This window comes from Paenibacillus campinasensis (assembly GCF_002272015.1).
GTDB classification, from domain to species: Bacteria; Bacillota; Bacilli; order Paenibacillales; family Paenibacillaceae; genus Paenibacillus_AQ; species Paenibacillus_AQ campinasensis.
Map to the genome: position 1 here is coordinate 1 of NZ_NPBY01000010.1, position 16,051 is coordinate 16,051.

A 16,051-nucleotide genomic window follows, 5' to 3' on the forward strand; every position below is an offset into this window, starting at 1 on the left:
ATAAAGAAAAATAATTTTCGACAGAAGGAATTTAAATGTGGCTGTCGAAAGTTTAAAATACAAGAAAAGAAAATCAAAATGACTACTGATCAGATAAAGGAGGAGCAAGAATTGCAAAAAATTGAAGTTTTATTAGCAGACGACAACCGTGAATTCACGAATTTGCTTGGCGAATACATTTCGGATCAGCCCGATATGGTTGTATCTGGTATTGCCTACAACGGCGAGGAAGTATTGAATATGATCGAGGAAGCCGGTAAGGTTCCGGATGTGTTGATCCTTGATATTATCATGCCTCATCTGGACGGTCTCGGTGTGCTTGAACGCCTTCGCGATATGAACTTGTCTCCTCAGCCTAAAGTCATTATGTTAACGGCATTTGGTCAGGAAAATATTACGCAGCGTGCGGTTCAGCTCGGCGCTTCCTATTACATCCTGAAGCCGTTTGACATGGAAGTGCTCGCAAGCCGTATTCGCCAGCTGGTGGGCGCTCCGAGCGGTCTGTCCTCCAGCACGCCGTTCACCTCGGCGAACAAATCCAATGTTGTACCGATGGGCAAAGGCAAAAATCTGGATGCCAACATTACATCGATCATACATGAAATCGGTGTGCCTGCGCATATTAAAGGATATCAGTATTTGCGCGAAGCGATCACGATGGTGTACAACAACATTGAAATTTTGGGCGCCATCACCAAAACACTGTATCCGGCCATTGCCGAGAAATTCAAAACAACTCCGTCTCGCGTAGAGCGTGCGATCCGACATGCGATCGAGGTGGCCTGGACACGCGGCAATATCGACTCAATCAGCCATCTGTTCGGCTACACCATCAACATCAGCAAATCCAAGCCAACCAATAGCGAGTTCATCGCGATGGTGGCAGACAAGCTGAGAATCGAGCATAAAGTGTCGTGAAAGGGTGATGGGACGCGGAAATCGGATGATGACTAGCACGCGGTTTGCGTAAAATTATAGGACGGACACATCGAAGTGATGGTGCTCGGTCTGCGATTCATTGGTTATCTAGTCGATCTCATGTTTCTGCGTTTATTATCAGAACTTTCATACGCATATTTGCTGCTGAAATGATACCAAATAACGAATAGCGCCATCTCTTCGAGGTGGCGCTTGTTTGTTATTTCATGCAGCAGCAGAATCATTTTAACTACTGTCTACTTGGACGGGGGGTTTATTCTTCGAACAGCTGCTACAAATAATATAGCTTAAACACAATATCCTGATTGTGATTGCCGAATTTCTTGCCGAAGAGGGTGGCTCCGCCAACGTGCTCGGCATCTTCTTTCACTTCGATACGAAAACTCCAGCGATCACAGGTGGTGTCCAAATCATTGACGGAGACCGGAGACAGCGGGTCGCCGTCAATATAAGTGCCGTGGCTGGTAATCCGGATCGTCTTGAGCAGGCCGTACTGGTTAATGTTGCTTGGCCACCATTCGGGGGTGAGTTTGCCCCTCGTATCAGCGAAATCACCGGGACTCGTCCATGTGCCGAGCTCTATACCGTTCAGGGAGAAGGTGATGTCCGACGGCCATACATCGTTGGCAAACGGGAACTCGGAAGCGATCTCCAGGCTGATCTCAAACTGCTGCAGCTTCTCGTCCTTCTTCAGAAAGTTGGTCACGTTATACTCCACATACCCCTCTGTAAACCATAAAATCTCCGCATCCACCCGCTTCGGGTCCATAAAGTATTTCGGCTCGTCCACCGGGCCGACAAAATCCTTCTCCGTTGCCAGACCGCAGGTTGGCTTCAGATCATAATCCGTGTAGTGGCCGATCGGCACCGACGTTTCATAGGACGCATAGGAATGGAATATTTTCTTCGGAAAATTAATTTCGATATGATCGACCTTCAGAATCGAAATTTTTTGCCGCCCCGATTTCCCCGGGACAAGCTCTGTCTTAATAATGCCCGCATCCTCCAGCTTCTGGATATGCTTCGTGACAATCGCGCTGCTGATCTGCAGCTCCTTCGCCAAATCTTTGATGTTCATTTTATTTTTGGAGAGCAATTGGATGATTTTCAAACGCACTTCACTGGCCAGCGCTTCATAAACGATAAGCGAGGATTGATCAATTTCAAGCTGCATGCGATCACTTCTTTCTCTAGGATTACTTGTGGCGTAACACCATCTATGTATAAGTTAATCATAACACAAATTTGATTAACTAGTATATAAATCACTAGTTGATAATCATCGATTAAAACTCATTTTAGTTAACTAATATATTAATCATAATAAAATAAACATGATTAAGTTTACAAAAACATTATTGACAACGCTTTCAATCTGCCTGTATACTGAACCAAAAGTTGTTTTATATCTGCTTTGGTGTTGGCTTTTGTTAATCAAGAACTAAATCAATGACTGGAGGAGAGCAAATTGAAAAAAAGATGGGGGATCACCTTGGTGGTTTTGGCCATATCGGCCATGCTAACCGCTTGCGGCGGAGATGACAAAAATACGATTACATTCTGGACACCGCTGACAGGAGAAGACGGCAGTTATATGGATCAGCTTGTTAAGGAATACAACGATACCAATCCCGAGATCAAAGTGAAACATGTCATTACGTCCGATATGTACACGAAAATTTCGACGGTGCTGAACTCCGGCAAAGGCGTTCCGGATCTGGCCATTATCCACGCAGACCGTGTGCCGGGATTTGTCAGACAAGGGGTGCTGGAGCCGATGACCGCGGTGATGGAAGCCCAGCCGGAATTGAAAGAGGACAATTATCTGCCTCAAGCCTGGACGACCGGCAACATCGATGGCGTTCAATACACCGTCCCGCTCGATATTCACAGCAATGTGATGTATTACAACAAGGATCTGTTGCAGAAATACAACGCTGAGAGCTTTCTGGACGACAACGTGGTCACCATTGATGAAATGCTATCCCTGCAAGGCAAGCTTGAAGAGGGCGATTATGTGGTGAACGATGCGCTGCTTGGCTGGGTTATTATGGCCCAGATTCAGAACCTGGGCGGAGACATTCAAGAGAACGGGCAGCCTGCGGTCAATACAGAAGCGATGAAGCAGGCGTTTCTGGAAGTGAAGAAGATTGCAGACGCCGGGTTGATGACGCCATTTGGCGAGGATGGATATCTGATGTTCCAGGCGGGGAATGTCCTGTTTTCCACAGACGGCACCTGGTCTTCGACAGCCCATGCGAGTGTGGAGGGTTTAAACTTCGATGTGACGAACATCTATTCTACCTCTGCCGACAAATTCACCAACCGCGCTTCCTCCCATCTGTTTGCCATGCTGAAGAATGACAACCGCACGGACGAGAAAGAGCAAGGGATCGGGGAATTTCTAGAGTTCATTCGCCAGAACTCGATGGAATGGGCCAAGGCGGGCCAGATTGTAGCGAGTAAACAGGTCATTGAAAATCCGGAATACGAGAACTACATTCAATCCTTCTTTACCTCGAATGAGGACGAGATTAAATCGCTGTATATCTACACCTACGAATATTATCCGTATGTAGCCGAAGCGGTGGATACGTATGCTGCCGACATCGTTCGGGGGAACGTAGACCTGGATGAGACGCTGCAGACGATGCAGAAGTTTGTGGAGGATAAAATTGCCGAGGGCAACACTCAAGGGGAATGAGTAGCTGCAGATGACATGAATAGCATGAGCAGGAGTGCCGCTCCATCAGAGCGGTGCTCCTCCACTAAAAGGAGAAATGTCAGGTTATGAATAGGAAATCCTTTGCACCTATTTTCTTTGTAGGACCTCATTTCATATTGTTTATCATTTTTATCTGTCTGCCGACCATCTATGGGATATACGCTTCGTTTACCAAATGGAATCTGATTAATGATCCGGTATGGGTTGGCCTTGATAATTATCGGACGATATTGTCAGACACGAGCTCGACCTTCTATACCCAGTTCTTTAACGGCTTGAAGAATACGTTGATTTTTGTAGGCCTGAGCGTGCCGATACTGATTGCATTGCCGCTGATGATTGCGGTTGCGCTGGAGCATAAACAGGTGAAGCTGAAGGGCTTCATCCAGGCTGTGCTGTACATCCCTGGGCTTATCTCGATTTCCGCTGCGGCGCTCATCTGGCTGTTGATCTTTAACAAGCAGCTTGGCATTACGGGCAATGTGTTCGGCTCAGAGACAGTGTGGGCAGCGAACCAGCCTTACGCCTGGATTATCATCATCGTCATTACGGTGTGGGGCGGCGTCGGAGGCAACATGATCATCTATCGCGCCTCGATCAGCGGGGTATCCAAAGAGCTGTATGAGTCAGCCGAGATGGATGGCGCGGGTCCGATCCGCCGCTTTACGAGCATTACCCTGCCCTCGATTCGCTTCCCGCTCATCTATACGTTTGTGATGACGACCGCCGGCGCTTTCAACGTGTTCGGTCAGCCGCTTATGATGACGGACGGGGGACCGAGACAGAGCACGACCGTGCTGATGATGTATATTCGCCAGCTGGCCTTTGGTCATGGGGAATCGATTGCCGGCATGGCGTCTGCGATGGCGGTTCTGCTTGGCTTGGTCATCCTGGTCATCTCGGCGCTGCAGTACTATGTGATGAACCGGAATGCTTCGTAAAACTTGCGGCGGCAGTTATGTGGATTTTGCAAAATGCTGAATAAGTGAAAGAAGGCGGTGCAAGTGAATGTCCAACCAAGTGCTCAACAATACAGGGGCTGAAGTGCAGATCAAATCTCCCGTACAACAACCGCTGCAGGGCAAGCGTTTTCCGATATCCCAATATATCGCTTATCTGTTTCTCACTGTCCTGTGCGTGATCTGGATCATTCCCGTCATCTTCGGGATTACGACATCCTTTCGTTCCCAGGCTGAGGTGGTATCAACCGGCTTCAGGCTGCTTCCGGTGAACTGGATCCTGGATAACTATGTGACGATCCTGAATAACACGTCAACGGCACCTATCCTGCGGTGGCTGGTTAACTCGATATTCATTGCGACAACACATACGGCACTGGTCATCGTGATCATATCCATCACCGGCTATGGTTATGCGCGGATGAATTTTAAAGGCCGGGATACGCTGTTTTTTACCCTGCTCGGCATTTCTTTCTTTCCAGGAGTCGTGAACCTGATTCCTTCCTACAAGATCATTGATGCGTTCGGCTGGGTGAATACGGCATGGGCGATGATTATACCCGGTCTGGCTGGTATGGGTAATATTTTTCTGGTCAGGCAGTTCATGAAGGGCATTCCGAAGGATCTGGATGAATCCGCCAAAGTAGACGGCGCGGGAGATTTCAGAATTTATTTCTCGGTCATTTTGCCTCTGATTAAGCCGGTGCTGATCGTGTGCGGACTGTTCTCGTTCACAGGCTCCTGGAACGACTTCCTGTGGCCCGTCATCGTCTATACCGATGTTGATAAAATGCCGGTAACGGCGGGACTGCTGCTGCTCCAGGATATTTACGGCAATTACCGGCTGATCGGCCAGCTGATGGGCTCCGCGATTCTGGCAATCATCCCGACACTGCTGCTGTTTCTGTTCGCGCAAAAATATTTTGTACAGTCGATTAACCTGAATGCTGGCATCAAGGGCTAGCCGATCTATAGAACAAGAAAATAGGAGAGAACACCATGATCCATGAAAATAAACAAATCAATATTCAAAATCCGCTCATTGAACAGCGGGCCGATCCGTGGATATACAAGCATACGGACGGATATTATTACTTTACCGCTTCGGTTCCGGAGTATGACCGGATTGAGCTCAGACGCTCCTTGACCATTCAAGGGCTAGCAGAAGCACCGGCCGTCACGGTCTGGAGAAAGCATGAATCGGGCTGCATGAGCGCTAACATCTGGGCGCCGGAACTGCATGCTGTGGATGGGAAATGGTACATTTATTTTGCGGCTGCCCATACGTCGGATACACGGGACGGGCTGTTCGACCATCGCATGTTCGTGCTGGAAAATGCGGCTGAGAATCCGCTTGAAGGCAACTGGCTGGAAAAAGGACAGGTCAAAACAAAGTGGGAATCCTTCTCGCTGGATGCGACAACGTTCGAGCACCGAGGCGTCCGGTATTATGTTTGGGCCCAGAAGGACCCGAACATTCCGGGAAACTCGAATCTGTACATTTCGCGGATGGAGAACCCGTGGACGCTTTCAGGGGAGCAGGTATGCCTGTCCATTCCGGAGTATGACTGGGAGAAGATCGGCTTCTCTGTCAACGAAGGAGCAGCGGTGCTGAAGCGAAATGGCCGGATTTTCATGACCTATTCCGCAAGTTCTACCGGTGAACATTATTGCATGGGGATGCTGACCGCGGATGAGAACAGCGATCTGCTCGATCCATCCTCATGGAGCAAGTCGCCGGTGCCGGTGTTTGCCACCTCGGAGGTGAATCGTCAATACGGGCCGGGGCATAACAGCTTTACGGTGTCGGAGGATGGCTCGCTCGACCTGCTGGTCTATCACGCCAGAAGTTACAAGGAGATTGAAGGTGATCCGCTCTACGACCCGAACCGCCATACGCGCGTGCAGGCGATAAGCTGGAATGAAGACGGGACGCCGAACTTTGGTGTGCCAAGACCGGATACACGCTAAAGCCTATCATCTGACGGCAACGCCGTTGTCTTCGCTCATTGACGAAAGGTCAGTGGTGTGGACACGGCGTTTTCCTTTGCTTGCGTGAACGTCATGCTTTGGATTTTTGAACCAAATGGGAGTATGATAATGAGGCATGGATAACACGGAGGAGGGACGGAGATGAAGAATGTGCTGGTGCTGGGCGGCACCCGTTTTTTTGGCCGCAGATTGGTGAGTCGGCTGATCGAAGCGGGAGCCGCTGTGACGATATTGACAAGGGGAGTTAGTGAAGATCCCTTTGGGGATAAGGTACAACGGTTACAAGCAGACCGGACCGATCCGGATGCGCTGCGTCAAGCGGTCGAGGGGCAGCAGTGGGATGTTGTGTATGACAACATCTGTTATACCCCGGAGGAAGCGGAACAGGCAGCGGAGATTTTTGCAGGACGGACCGGACTGTATGTGCTGACCTCGACGTTGGCCGTGTACGATAACGCAGACCATCCGCTGCAAGAGGGCGATTTCGATCCATATAACTATCCGGTTCAGACCAATCCTGAGCGCAAATACAGCTACAAGGAAGGCAAGCGGCTGTCCGAAGCGGTGCTGTTCGGTAGAAGCAATCTGGCGGTGGCAGCTGTCCGATTCCCGATAGTACTCGGGACAGACGATTACACGAAGCGGCTCTGGTTCCACATTGAGCATGCTGCACAAGGCGAGCCGATCGGACTTCCGGCACCGGATGCGCAAATATCGTTTGTTCATGCCGAGGAGGCAGCTGCATGTTTGCAGTGGATTGGCGAGGTTAAACTGGAGGGGCCGGTCAATGCTTGCTCTGACGGGACTGTTTCAGTGCGTGAAATTATGGGTATGATCGAACTGGAGATTGGACAGACAGCATCGCTGGTGTCGGAGGCTCCCCAAGAGCATCAATCACCGTTTGGCGTGCCGCAAGATTGGGTGATGAGCAACGCAAGAGCGGCTGAGACCGGCTTTACTTTCTGGAATGTGAAGGCATGGATGCCCGAGCTGATCCGGGAGCTGGCAGCCGATTTGAAGAAGCGTCCGTGATTCTACGAGCGTCCCTGTCGGACGCTTGCGGATGGCAAGTTGAAAGGAAGGTAGGCATGATGGACAAGGCGGAGATGTGGGAACAGCGAATTCAGGAGCTTGCGGCAGCCGGAGCGCTTACGGCAGAGGCACGCGCGCTTCTGCATGAGATGCTCGAGGAGCTGAAGCAGGTTGCCCGGCAGAACATGAATTTGAGAAAAGCGGTACTCAAGGCAAGCGGGAAAGAAGCCCGCATGTCCAGTAAACTGAAGGATGCGTTGATGGAATAGAAACAGCCAACCACATGCGCGAAGCACGCGGAACTGGACAAGTACTGCATCGGCTTGGCGCGGTTGTGGCGGATCGGGGCAAGTCTGGCGGTATCGTTGTAACATACAAAAAGGTCGAAGATGCCGCTTTCGTAAGTTCTAGCGGATGTCTTCGACCTTTTGCTGCACCTGCTTCGTTTTCGAATATCCGGATAAGCGAAGTGTCAGTTGCCGGATGAGCTTCCCGGCTTGGCGGCAGGACGTTTCTTCTTGAATCTTGGCCCTACATAATTGCGCTTCCGGTCACGGAACAGAATCCATCCGCCAAGGAAGCCGATGCCGATGACAAACAGCGCCAGGCCGCCGAGGAACGAGAGCCATTCGAAGGTCGGATTGAGCACGCTGTCATCACCGTGTACGGCGATATATAGGAAGAATGCATCCTTCATCATCAGGAAACCTTTCATCGCCAGAAATCCGGGGATGACGAGAATAAGAATGGCGATAAAGCGGGAGATCAACATTTTCATAACCAAATTTCCTTCCATCCTGTAAGTGATACTCAACTATCGATTATCATACCGTTTTCCGAATTCGATGTCCATTTCGGCGCTTCCTGTTTTCTTACAGGTTGTCAATCATTATGCGTAAATCGGGCATGAGTATCCACTACTAATACAATATATAGATGAGATTTTGCGTGCAATACTATATATTGATCAAACGAAATGCTGGCTATTGATTTTGGTCTAAATTCTCGCTATTTTGTAATACGATTGAAAGAGAGTACAATGATAGAGAATGAAGAACCATTATGGATTATATTGTGGAGGTGCCGTTTGTGGCCATAACATGTGATGTTGCAATACTTGGAGGAGGTACAGGGGGGTATGTCGCTGCGATTCGGGCTGCCCAGTTGGGAAAGGAAGTTGTCATTATTGAACAGGATAAGCTGGGCGGTACCTGCCTGCATAAGGGGTGTATTCCCAGCAAAGCGCTGCTGCGCAGTGCCGAGCTGTATGCCGACATGAAAGAGAGCGAGCAATACGGGATTGAGACGGGCGGGCTCCGGCTTGCTTTTGACAAAGTGCAGAAGCGGAAGCAGGGCATTGTGGACAAGCTGCACGACGGCGTTCAGTATTTGATGCGCAAAAATAAAATTACGGTGATCCAGGGCAAAGGCAGGGTGATCGGGCCCTCGATCTTCTCGCCGCGGAGCGGGGCGGTTGCCGTTGAGCTTCCGGGTGGGGAGATGGAGACGGTCGTGCCGGGCCACCTTATCATAGCGACAGGCTCAAGGCCGCGCCAGCTGCCGGGGCTTGAAGCGGATGGAATACATATACTGACGAGTGATGAAGCGCTCCAGTTGGAGCAGCTGCCGGCGTCGATGCTGATCGTAGGCGGAGGCGTGATCGGGGTAGAATGGGCGTCGATGCTGAATGATTTTGGCGTGGACGTGACCTTGATCGAGGCGACCGCACAGCTGCTGCCAACCGAGGACGAGGATATCGGCAAAGAAATGCGGAAGCAGCTTGAAAAAAGAGGCGTGAAGGTGTATACCGGCGCCAGATTGATTGTGGACAGCTATGCGGTGGTGGATGAGCAGGTGACCGTTTCCGTGGAGGCGGGGGGCGAGCAGCGGACGCTAAGCGCAGACAAGCTGCTGGTGTCTGTAGGCCGCGTAGGCAACGCGGAAAACATCGGGCTTGAAAATACGGATGTGCGGGTTGAGAACGGGCTTATTGCCGTGAACGAGCATCTCCAGACGACCGAGCCGCATATTTATGCCATCGGCGATGTGATCGGCGGTCTTCAGCTGGCCCATGCCGCCAGCCATGAAGGGATTGCAGCTGTGAACCACCTGGCCGGCGAGAAGACAGCGCCGTACCCGAAAGCGTGGATTCCGCGCTGTATATATTCCCGTCCCGAAGCGGCGAGCGTAGGGCTGACGGAGAAGGAGGCCGCAGAGCAGGGACGCCGGATCAAGGTGGGACGTTTCCCTTTCCAGGCCATCGGTAAAGCTTTGGTGCAGGGGGCGACGGAAGGTTTTGTGAAGGTGATTGCCGATGAGGACAGCGGCGATATTGTCGGCGTACATATGATCGGCCCGCATGTGACCGAGCTGATCGGCGAAGCGGCGCTGGCCCAGGTGCTGGATGCGACGCCATGGGAAGTCGGGGCGGCAGTTCATGCGCATCCAACCCTGTCCGAAGTGCTCGGCGAAGCCATGCTGGCCGTGGATGGACGAGCTATCGGCCTCTAGGCAGATCATCAGTTGGATAACCTCACTATGCAATCCCTCATTTCTTTTTACCGGAAAAGGGATTATAATAAGATTAAGCCAAGTCTTAGTACCAGGTTTTAATACTTGATATGAGGTCGCTTGATCGGGGAACCGAATCGGTCAGGAGGCTTGACTGGCTCATGAAAAAGGAGGGATCTCCATGAAAGAACAAGATACGATGACATCGAATAAGCTTAGGCATGAACAGCTTGGACTGACTGACGGACAAGTGATTGACATGTACAAATATATGGTGCTCGCGCGAAAATTCGATGAGCGCAACCTGCTTCTGCAGCGTGCGGGAAAAATCAATTTTCACGTTTCCGGCATCGGGCAGGAGACTTGTCAGGTAGCTGCGGCGTTTGCCCTTGACCGGGAGAAGGATTATTTCCTGCCGTATTACCGTGACTACGGCTTTGTTATGGCTGTTGGCATGACGCCTCGCGAGCTGATGCTGTCCGCATTCGCCAAGGCCGAGGATCCGAACAGCGGCGGGCGCCAAATGCCGGGCCATTTCGGCTCCAAGCGGCTGCGCATTGTGACCGGCTCCAGTCCGGTGACGACCCAGGTGCCGCATGCGGTTGGCATCGCACTCGCGGCCAAAATGCAGAAGAAGGATTTTGTATCGTTTGTCACCTTCGGCGAAGGCTCCAGCAACCAGGGCGATTTCCATGAAGGGCTGAATTTTGCGGGGGTGCACAAGCTGCCAGTTGTTGTTATGTGTGAGAACAATCAGTACGCCATCTCTGTACCTTTGCACAAGCAGATCAGCGGCAAGGTGAGCGACCGTGCGCTGGGCTACGGCTTCCCAGGCGTCCGCGTTGACGGCAATGATGCGCTTGCGGTGTACGCAGCGGTGAAGGAAGCTCGTGAGCGCGCTGTGCGCGGAGAAGGGCCAACCTTGATCGAGTCGGTTATGTACCGCTTGTCCCCGCACTCCACTTCCGATAATGATCTGGCTTATCGGACCAAGGAAGAAGTGGAGGAGAACTGGAAGAAGGACGGCGTGGCGCGTTTCAAGACGTATCTGATCGAAGCGGGACTCTGGGATGAGGCTCGTGACGAAGATCTGGTGGCACAGCTGAATCTGGAGATCAAAGAAGCGACGGAATACGCGGATCGTGCTCCGTTCCCGGAACCTGAGGATACGCTTCTTCATGTGTATGCGGAAGACGAAGGAGGAACTGAAGGATGGCGGTAATGGAGTATATTGATGCAATTCGCCTCGCGATGAAGGAAGAGATGGAGAAGGATGAATCCGTCTTCGTGCTTGGCGAGGATGTTGGCGTGAAGGGCGGCGTATTCACGACCACGAAGGGGCTTATCGAGCAGTTTGGCGAGATGCGTGTGCTGGATACGCCGCTGGCGGAATCGGCGATTGCCGGGGTAGCGATTGGAGCGGCCATGTACGGTATGAAGCCGATCGCGGAAATGCAGTATTCCGACTTTATGCTTCCGGCGACGAACCAGATCATTAGTGAAGCAGCGAAAATCCGCTACCGCTCGAACAACGATTGGAGCTGTCCGATCGTCGTCCGCGCGCCGATTGGCGGCGGCATCTTCGGCGGGCTGTATCATTCCCAGTGTCCGGAATCGATCTTCTTTGGCACGCCGGGTCTGAAGATCGTTGCTCCGTTCTCGGCGTACGATGCCAAGGGGCTGCTGAAAGCAGCGGTTCGCGACCCGGACCCTGTCCTCTTCTTCGAGAACAAAAAGTGCTACAAACTGATCACCGGCGACGTGCCGGAGGACGATTATGTCGTTCCGATCGGGAAAGCGAACGTCCTGCGCGAAGGCAGCGACATCACGGTGATCGGATACAGCATGCCGCTGCATTTTGTCATGCAGGCTGCCGAAGAGCTGGAGAAAGAGGAAGGGATCAGCGCCCACGTCCTCGATCTGCGCACACTGCAGCCGCTGGACCAGGATGCCATCATTGAATCCGCGAGACGCACAGGGAAAGTGCTTATCGTTCATGAAGACAACAAAACCGGCGGTGTCGGTGGCGAGGTTGCGGCAATCATCTCGGAGCACTGCCTGTACGATCTGGACGCGCCGATTATGCGTCTGTGCGGGCCGGATGTGCCGGCGATGCCGATCAGCCCGCCGATGGAGAAGTTTTTCATGTTGAACAAGGACAAAGTCAAGGAATCGATGCGTCAGCTGGCGCTTTATTAAGAACAGGGAGTTGTGAGCATGACCGATAAATATACGATGACCGACGTTGCGATGCCTCAGCTGGCAGAATCCCTCGTGTCTGCAACGATTGCCAAATGGCTCAAAAAGCCTGGTGATCCGATTGAGCAATATGAGCCGATCTGTGAGGTGATCACGGATAAAGTGAATGCAGAGATCCCGTCTACACTTGACGGGGTTATGGGCGACATTCTTGCCGAAGAGGGCCAGGTTGTCAGTGTAGGTGAAGTCATCTGCCGTATTCAGACTGCAGGAGCAAGTGACGGGACGGTGGCGTCAGCTGGTGGTGCATCGGAACCTGCACATTCCCCGGGTGCAGCGATATCTGGCGATACGTCGATGCGTTCGCGGTATTCCCCGGCGGTACAGACGCTTGCTGCACAGCACGGGATCGATCTGAACCGGGTACAGGGAACTGGCCTGGGCGGAAGAATTACGCGCAAGGATGTATTGAAGTATATCGAGCAGGGCGGATCACAAGGCGCAGCGGCGCAGCCAGCTGTTACCGAACCGGCCCGGGCAGAGAGAAGGGAGCAGTCCGGATCAGCGGCCTCCCCGTTTAGCGGCCTGAAGCAGCAACCCGCTACCCCATTGTCGAAGGAGGATCTCTTCACACCGATCCCGGATGTGCGTCATTCCGGACTGCATTTGACGGAGACGCCGAAGATTCCGACCATTGAGGTGGAAGGCGGCGGCCGCTCGGACTATTTCATTGACGTAACTCCGATACGAAACACCATTGCCAGAAACATGCGCCAGAGCGTTACCGAAATTCCGCATGCCTGGACGATGATCGAAGTGGATGTAACGAACCTGGTGCTGCTTCGGAACAAACTGAAGGATGAATTCAAACGCAACGAGGGTGTTAACCTGACCTATCTTGCCTTTCTGTTGAAGGCGGTCGTGAACGCCATCAAGGATTATCCGATCATGAACTCGTTCTGGGCGGTCGATAAAATTGTGGTCAAGCGGGACATCAATCTGTCGCTCGCTGTAGGGACCGAGGATTCCGTCATGACGCCGGTCATTCATCGTGCGGATCAGAAGAACATCGCGGGCCTTGCCAGAGAGATCGACGAGCTTGCGCGGAAGACGCGTGAAGGCAAGCTGACGCTCGACGATATGCAAGGAGGCACATTCACGGTCAACAATACCGGTTCCTTCGGATCGATCTTGTCGTATCCGATCATCAATTATCCGCAGGCGGCCATCCTGACGTTTGAGTCGATTGTCAAAAAGCCGGTTGTCATCAATGATATGATTGCTGTTCGCTCGATGGCTAACCTGTGTCTGTCACTGGATCATCGGATTTTGGACGGTGTCATCTGCGGAAGATTTTTGCAAAGGGTCAAAGACAACCTGGAAGGCTATACATTGGATACCAAGCTGTACTAGAAACGGTATGGATACAAAGATTGGCCATCGGCATCGGCATTACTCTTAGGTGAAAGAAGGCGCTGCAGATGAATAGACAGTTGGATGTAACGTACACGCCGATGATGAATTACGGAGATGCCTGGGAGCTTCAGAAGGAGATCGTGGCAGGGATTGATGAGGGGAAGCGTTCAGAGCAGCTGATGCTTCTCCAGCATCCTCCTACGTATACGATTGGTTCCCAGAGACATCCCGAGCATTTGTTGCTCAGCCGGGAAGAGCTTGAGAAGCGGGGCATAGGCCTGTTCGAAATTGATCGCGGAGGAGACATTACATATCACGGGCCTGGGCAGCTTGTCGGCTATCCCTTGCTGATGCTGGATGCTGGAAAGGGGCTTGACCTTCACGCTTATCTCCGAAACGTGGAGCAGGTCATTATAGATTATCTGGCTTCGCACGGCATTGAATCCGGAAGAAAACCGGAATATACCGGAGTGTGGGTCGGAGACCGGAAAATTTGCGCCATCGGCGTGAAGTTTAACAAATGCCGGCATCAGCGAGCCTTTGTCACGAGCCACGGCTTCGCTTTTAATATCAAGGCAGGCATTGCCGAAGACGGATTTGCGGGAATTATACCGTGCGGAATTCAGGAATACGGAGTAACCTCACTGGAGGATATTACGGGGAACACCTTTGAGGTGGAGGAAGTAGCGCGTGAGCTGTTGCCTTTTTTCACCCGTATATTTCCTTATGCACCTGTGTGGCGTTAAAGTAACGGACGCTCCCGCTACACCTGCTTGGGTGGCAACGGGAGCGTTTTTTCCGGATTGGACGGTATTCAGCCTGAATCCGGGAAGATGAACGGAACCTCATGTCACTCAATGGGCAGAACATGTCCGATTAACGGAACAAGAGAGGCTCGAGGACAATCATCAAGGTCGAGCAGATCATGGCGAGCAGCATCAGATAAATGACAAATTTAAACCACTTTTTTCGTTGCATGGTGTTGCTCCTTTAATTTAAGTTTAATAATGTACATTGCTAGCATGCCTGATATCGAAATAGGCCATTCTTATAAGACATTGTAACGTATATGTGAAAGAGAGGGAAGTCCAGTGGTCTCTAAAGAGCGAATCGTGAATGAGTTTATGGAACTGGTCCAGATTGATAGTGAAACGAAGTTTGAGGAACAGATCTCCGGCGTGCTGAAGCAGAAATTCGGCAACCTCGGGCTTGACATTGTGGAGGATGACGCCAAGGAGAAGACAGGACATGGTGCAGGCAACCTGATCATTACCTGGAAGGCGGAGCAGGCTGAGGAGGCGCCGAAGCTCCTGTTTACCTGTCATATGGATACCGTGACCCCGGGCAAAGGCGTGAAACCGACGCTGGGAGAGGATGGTTGGATTCGCAGTGACGGCACGACCATTCTGGGTGCGGACGACAAAGCGGGGATCGCAGCTCTGCTGGAAGCGATTCGTGTCATTCAGGAAAACAACATTCCGCATGGTCAAATTCAATTTGTGATCACGGTAGGCGAAGAATCGGGACTCGTAGGCGCAAGAGCGCTTGATCCGAATATGCTGGATGCTGATCTGGGCTTTGCGCTTGACTCCAACGGAGATATCGGCTCCATCGCGGTCGCTGCGCCGACACAAGCAAAAATTAAAATGATCATCAAGGGGAGATCCGCGCATGCGGGTGTCAATCCGGAGGATGGAATCAGCGCGATTCAGGTTGCAGCCAAGGCGATTGCCAAAATGAAGCTGGGCCGTATCGACCATGAGACGACCGCTAATATCGGTCAGTTTGCCGGCGGTGGTCCGACGAATATCGTGTGTGACTATGTGCAGCTGGAAGCGGAAGCCAGAAGCATCGTGCAGGAAAAGGTGAACAAGCAGATCAGCGATATGCGTGAGGCGCTGGAAACAACGGTGCGCGAATTCGGCGCTGACTCGGAGTTTATTAGCGAAATCATCTATCCTTCGTTCAGCTTTAACGAGCACGATGAAGTTGTGCAGCTTGCCAAGCGGGCGATTGGCCGCATCGGTCTGAACGAGCGGCTGTTTGCTTCGGGCGGCGGCAGCGATGCCAACATCTTCAACGGTCTGGGCGTGCCGACTGTGAATCTGGCGGTGGGCTACAAGGAGATCCATACGACCAAGGAACGTATTCAAGCTTCAGATCTCGTCAAAGCGGCTGAACTGGTCGTTGCAATTGTACAGGAGAATGCGAAGGCATAAGTGGGTAAAGGTTCATAGCATGGTTATTGCATGATTGAGACATAGCAAAAGGGGTGTTT

General features: G+C 51.8%; 16 protein-coding genes. 13 read left to right on the forward strand and 3 right to left on the reverse strand.

The window, feature by feature from the left end; translation table 11 throughout:
• Positions 1-111 precede the first annotated feature (111 nt).
• Positions 112-918 (forward strand): sporulation transcription factor Spo0A, encoded by an 807-nt coding sequence (gene spo0A / locus CHH67_RS02650; protein ID WP_095263433.1) that lies wholly within the window; start codon positions 112-114, stop codon positions 916-918.
• Positions 919-1,210: 292 nt separating this feature from the next.
• On the opposite strand, the gene CHH67_RS02655 is transcribed toward spo0A, so the two are convergent.
• The gene (locus CHH67_RS02655) at positions 1,211-2,113 is read right to left on the reverse strand and encodes an ArsR/SmtB family transcription factor (RefSeq protein WP_095263434.1); all 903 of its coding nucleotides are present in this window, start codon (positions 2,111-2,113) and stop codon (positions 1,211-1,213) included.
• A gap of 342 nt (positions 2,114-2,455) precedes the next feature.
• Between CHH67_RS02655 and CHH67_RS02660 the strand changes: the two genes are divergently transcribed.
• From CHH67_RS02660 to CHH67_RS02685, 6 genes are all read left to right on the forward strand, one after another.
• The gene (locus tag CHH67_RS02660; RefSeq protein WP_095263593.1) at positions 2,456-3,643 is read left to right on the forward strand and encodes an extracellular solute-binding protein; all 1,188 of its coding nucleotides are present in this window, start codon (positions 2,456-2,458) and stop codon (positions 3,641-3,643) included.
• Positions 3,644-3,729: 86 nt separating this feature from the next.
• A complete protein-coding gene (locus tag CHH67_RS02665) occupies positions 3,730-4,605 on the forward strand; it encodes a carbohydrate ABC transporter permease (RefSeq protein ID WP_095263435.1) in 876 nt (291 codons plus the stop codon).
• 67 nt (positions 4,606-4,672) lie between these two features.
• On the forward strand, positions 4,673-5,587 hold the full coding sequence (locus CHH67_RS02670) for a carbohydrate ABC transporter permease (protein ID WP_095263436.1): 915 nt from the start codon (positions 4,673-4,675) through the stop codon (positions 5,585-5,587).
• A gap of 35 nt (positions 5,588-5,622) precedes the next feature.
• Positions 5,623-6,594, forward strand: a complete 972-nt coding sequence (locus tag CHH67_RS02675; RefSeq protein WP_095263437.1) for a glycoside hydrolase family 43 protein — start codon at positions 5,623-5,625, stop codon at positions 6,592-6,594.
• A gap of 162 nt (positions 6,595-6,756) precedes the next feature.
• Entirely contained in the window at positions 6,757-7,647 is an 891-nt protein-coding gene (locus CHH67_RS02680) for an NAD-dependent epimerase/dehydratase family protein (protein WP_095263438.1), read from the forward strand.
• Positions 7,648-7,703: 56 nt separating this feature from the next.
• Positions 7,704-7,916: a hypothetical protein gene (locus tag CHH67_RS02685; RefSeq protein WP_095263439.1), complete on the forward strand. Its 213-nt coding sequence runs from the start codon at positions 7,704-7,706 to the stop codon at positions 7,914-7,916.
• A gap of 203 nt (positions 7,917-8,119) precedes the next feature.
• Here CHH67_RS02685 and CHH67_RS02690 read toward each other — a convergent pair whose 3' ends face one another.
• Positions 8,120-8,425: a DUF2627 domain-containing protein gene (locus CHH67_RS02690; protein WP_095263440.1), complete on the reverse strand. Its 306-nt coding sequence runs from the start codon at positions 8,423-8,425 to the stop codon at positions 8,120-8,122.
• A gap of 311 nt (positions 8,426-8,736) precedes the next feature.
• Here CHH67_RS02690 and lpdA point away from each other — a divergent pair, with 311 nt between their 5' ends.
• The 5 genes from lpdA to lipB all read left to right on the forward strand — a co-directional run bounded on the left by lpdA (position 8,737) and on the right by lipB (position 14,519).
• Positions 8,737-10,158 (forward strand): dihydrolipoyl dehydrogenase, encoded by a 1,422-nt coding sequence (gene lpdA, locus CHH67_RS02695; protein WP_095263594.1) that lies wholly within the window; start codon positions 8,737-8,739, stop codon positions 10,156-10,158.
• 181 nt (positions 10,159-10,339) lie between these two features.
• Complete coding sequence (locus tag CHH67_RS02700) at positions 10,340-11,380, forward strand: thiamine pyrophosphate-dependent dehydrogenase E1 component subunit alpha (protein WP_095263441.1); 1,041 nt, start codon at positions 10,340-10,342, stop codon at positions 11,378-11,380.
• Entirely contained in the window at positions 11,371-12,357 is a 987-nt protein-coding gene (locus CHH67_RS02705; protein WP_095263442.1) for an alpha-ketoacid dehydrogenase subunit beta, read from the forward strand. Before CHH67_RS02700 ends, CHH67_RS02705 begins: the two co-directional genes overlap by 10 nt.
• An 18-nt stretch (positions 12,358-12,375) precedes the next feature.
• Positions 12,376-13,770, forward strand: a complete 1,395-nt coding sequence (locus CHH67_RS02710; protein ID WP_095263443.1) for a dihydrolipoamide acetyltransferase family protein — start codon at positions 12,376-12,378, stop codon at positions 13,768-13,770.
• Between the two features lie 68 nt (positions 13,771-13,838).
• Positions 13,839-14,519 carry a lipoyl(octanoyl) transferase LipB gene (gene lipB / locus CHH67_RS02715; RefSeq protein ID WP_095263444.1) on the forward strand — a complete coding sequence of 227 codons (681 nt, stop codon included), beginning with the start codon at positions 13,839-13,841 and terminating at the stop codon, positions 14,517-14,519.
• Positions 14,520-14,649: 130 nt separating this feature from the next.
• Here the strand turns inward: lipB and prli42 are convergent, their stop codons facing one another.
• Complete coding sequence (gene prli42 / locus CHH67_RS02720; protein WP_095263445.1) at positions 14,650-14,751, reverse strand: stressosome-associated protein Prli42; 102 nt, start codon at positions 14,749-14,751, stop codon at positions 14,650-14,652.
• Positions 14,752-14,864: 113 nt separating this feature from the next.
• Here prli42 and CHH67_RS02725 point away from each other — a divergent pair, with 113 nt between their 5' ends.
• A complete protein-coding gene (locus tag CHH67_RS02725; protein ID WP_095263446.1) occupies positions 14,865-15,992 on the forward strand; it encodes a tripeptidase T in 1,128 nt (375 codons plus the stop codon).
• The last annotated feature ends 59 nt before the right edge of the window (positions 15,993-16,051 follow it).